3 protein-coding genes are annotated in these 3,497 nt (G+C 39.4%); all 3 read left to right on the top strand.

What is annotated here, in order from left to right; all coding sequences use genetic code 11:
• Positions 1 to 64: 64 nt before the first annotated feature.
• Complete coding sequence (locus FKZ43_RS04890) at positions 65 to 1,081, top strand: PorV/PorQ family protein (protein ID WP_140944758.1); 1,017 nt, start codon at positions 65 to 67, stop codon at positions 1,079 to 1,081.
• Positions 1,082 to 1,186: 105 nt separating this feature from the next.
• Positions 1,187 to 2,530 carry a GWxTD domain-containing protein gene (locus tag FKZ43_RS04885; RefSeq protein ID WP_140944757.1) on the top strand — a complete coding sequence of 448 codons (1,344 nt, stop codon included), beginning with the start codon at positions 1,187 to 1,189 and terminating at the stop codon, positions 2,528 to 2,530.
• Positions 2,531 to 2,724: 194 nt separating this feature from the next.
• Positions 2,725 to 3,497, top strand: a 773-nt coding sequence (locus FKZ43_RS04880; protein ID WP_181180267.1) for an FG-GAP-like repeat-containing protein, incomplete at its 3' end; no start/stop codon positions are given.

Raw genomic sequence — 3,497 nt, 5'->3', positions numbered from 1 at the left:
CTATGGGCGCCGGGGTTTGTTTTTTGAATTCAAAAATAAAAAATAAACAACGGAGTAGGAAGACATGTTGAAGAAAATAATACTATCGGTTATAGGTTTGGCATTAATTTTAACTTCACTTGAAGCGGGAACAAGTAAAAGGAAGGGGACGGCTGGAGCGGAGGAATTGAGAATTCCGGTTGGTTCAAGAGGTGTTGCTTTAGGTGGTGGAGTTGTTGCTGAGGCGAATGGTGTTGATGCTCTGTTTTGGAATCCAGCTGGTGCAAGCTTCACAAATAAGTCCGCCGAAGCGATGTTTTCCCATGTGACTTGGATTGCTGATATAAAAGTGAATTATCTTTCGGCTATAGCAAATTTCGGCGGTGTTGGTGTTTTCGGAGTAAGTTTGAAATCGCTTGACTTTGGTGAAATACCTATCACAACGGTTGATGAGCCGGAAGGGACTGGTGAGAAGTTTAGCCCGACATTTCTTACAGCAGCTGTTTCATATAGTAGGAGGATGACAGATAGAATTTATGTTGGGGCGAATTTGAAGCTTATCACTGAAAGAATTTTGAGAGAGTCCGCGACCGGTTTTGCTGTTGACATTGGTTTGCAGTATCGTCTTGAAAGTGGTTTAAGATTTGGGGCTGTGATGAAGAATGTGGGTGGAAATATGAAATTTGACGGTCCGGACCTTGAATGGGGTGTTGTGATACCGGGTTCAGAGCCGGGTTCACCTGTGAGGTCGTTGAGGGTTCCACTTCAGGAATTTGAGCTCCCAGCAGCGTTTGAGCTTGGATTTGCGTATAACCTCAAGCTCGGAGAGTCATCTTTGACGCTTGCTGGAAGTTTCCAGAACAATAACTTCACGCTTGATGAATATAAGGGTGGTCTTGAGTATTCGTTTAAGAATATGCTCTTCTTGAGGGTTGGATATTCTTATGTCAATGAGACGGACTATGTTTTCAACTCGCCATCGTTTGGAGTTGGTTTTAACATTCCACTTGGTGGGACACTTGAGGCAAGCGTTGAATACACATATAGGAAGGTTAAATTCTTTGATAACAACCAATTCCTCACGATTAGGTTTGCGATGTAAAGATATGTCTTTGTTTGATGTTGTTTAAGTTTTCGGGGTGAGCCCTTTTGAATAGGTGGGGTTCACCCCTTTTTATTTTGAAAACAAAAATTTTCAGCTCAAAAAATGAAGATTTTAATCTTTGCTCTGGTAAATTTGGTTTCATCTTTCTTTATTGAAGGGAAGCTTGGCTTGAATGTTGATTACGCTGTTTTCAGACATTCCGACCAACAAAGTTACCTTGAAATTTTTTATTCGGTTCAAAAATCAAAGCTCACATATGAGTTTAGAAATGGCAAATATAACATTTCGCTTTTCTTTCGGCTTGATGTGGTAAATCTTGATAAAGATTCTCTAATCATAAGTAAGGGTTGGAAGATTGAAACAGGATTTCCTGACACGGTGGGAGCTGCAGGTCAGGATGTTGTTGATGTTCTTAGATTTTATGTTCCTGCAGGGAGATACAAAGTAGTGATGAAGGGGATTGACCTTTTTAACACTCAAAATTATGATAGCGTTGCTTTTGATGTGAATGTTCCAACTTTTGTCAAGGGAGATAAACTCTTGATAAGCAGTTTGGAGTTTTGTTATTCAATAGAGAGGTCTACAGATACGAATGATGCATTTTATAAAAATTCTTTTAGAGTTGTTCCGAATCCGACGGCTACATTTGGGCAAAATGTTCCAGTTCTTTATTACTATTTTGAACTTTACAACATTTTCAGTGGGGTTGGTGGTGATAAATTCGTGATAACGGTAAATGTGCTTGATAATTATCAGCAAAAGGTTCAAGAGGTAAGGGAGAAGAGGTTTGTAAGAGGAAAGGTTTATGATTCAGCTGTTGAGGTTGGGACGGTAAATGTATTTAATCTGCCAACGGGGATTTATTACCTTGATGTCGTGGTCTCGGATATTGAGGATAAAATTCTCGTTGGGAACAGGCGAAAGTTTTTTATATTTAATCCATCTGTTACACCAAGGGTTGACACTTCAAAAGTTATAGCGCAGGTTTATTCGCTTGCTGAAGGTGAGCTTGATGATGAATTTTCAAAGGCAAGTTATATAGCGACGCAAGAGGAGAAGGACCTTTACAAGAAGTTGAGAGGGATTGAGGCGAAGAGAAGGTTTTTGGGAACTTTCTGGGCAAGGAGAGGCGGAATTGAATTCAGAGCTCAATATCTCCAGCGTGTGAAAGAAGCGGATGAGAAATTCACAACGAAGTATGAACCGGGTTGGAAAACAGATAGAGGGAGGGTTTATATCGTTTATGGACCGCCAGATGAAGTTGAAAGATATCCATATGCTGAAAATATGAAGCCGTATGAGATATGGCATTATTATAGCTTGCAAGGTGGGGTAATCTTTGTATTTGGAGATAGAAGGGGATTTGGCAGGTTTGAGCTACTTCATTCAACGCTTGTCGGTGAGATAAAGGATGAGAACTGGATGTATCTTTTGATGGAAAGGTAAATTATTAAAATTCACTATTTTGCAACTTTTCCTATTGACAAATTGTAAGGGGTTTTTTATATTTTGTTAGCAATTGTGTTCTCTTGAGTTCCGCACCTCTTGCGAGAAGTTAAGAAATCCACTGGTTTTTTAAAAGCACCTCGTCAGGTTTAGGGGTAATTTTAAAAATAAAAACAAATGGAGGGTTAAGTGCTATGAGGAAACTTTTCTTTTTCTTGGTTTTAACTTTTATTTCTCTTGCTTCATTCGGGCAGGTTTCATATTACTTGGATTATTTGAAGCCAGGCTTTAGTATATCTTATGTTGCTAATTATCCAGTGATACAAAAGATTGATGGCTGTGATGATGTTATAGCAGGGCTTGACCTTAACAAGAATGGAAAACTTGAAATTCTTGCGATTAACGACCCGACAGTTTCAAGTCCAAGTTCTGAAGATTCAACGAAGTGGATTTTTTGGTTTGAAAACGACGGGAATGATTCTTACAAACTTTTATGGTCGGTTGGTTTGCCTTTAACTGCGAACACAAATGGCTATAGTTTCCCTGGTGTGAATATAACCGATGTTGATGGTGACGGGAATTATGAGATATGCGTTGTTAACCCTTCAAATGCTGATCCAGCGGCTGGGATTTTGAATCCCGATAAAATTTTCTTTTATGAATATGATCCTGCGACAGGAAGTTTTCCGAACGAGCCGACATTTTCGTGGAACCTTGATTACCCAGCTGATGGAAACGCTGGTTTTAGATTAACATATCTTCTTGCGGATGATTTTGATGGGGATGGGAAGCAAGAGATAGCTTTAATTGATAGGACAGCTCGGATTCATATGTGGATAATATCACTTGATTCACCAGAGCTTGATCCTTTTTCTAGTTTCAAGGTTGAATTTCAGGACAGTTCGCTTACAGCGACTTGGGCATTTGACATTGTAGTGACGGATTTTGATAAGGATAGGAAGAAAGA

This window comes from Candidatus Thermokryptus mobilis, from assembly GCF_900070205.1.
In the GTDB taxonomy this organism is placed as follows: domain Bacteria; phylum Bacteroidota; class Ignavibacteria; order Kryptoniales; family Kryptoniaceae; genus Kryptonium; species Kryptonium mobile.
Note: the sequence above shows the minus strand (reverse complement) of the source record. Positions and strands in the feature narration are given on the sequence as shown.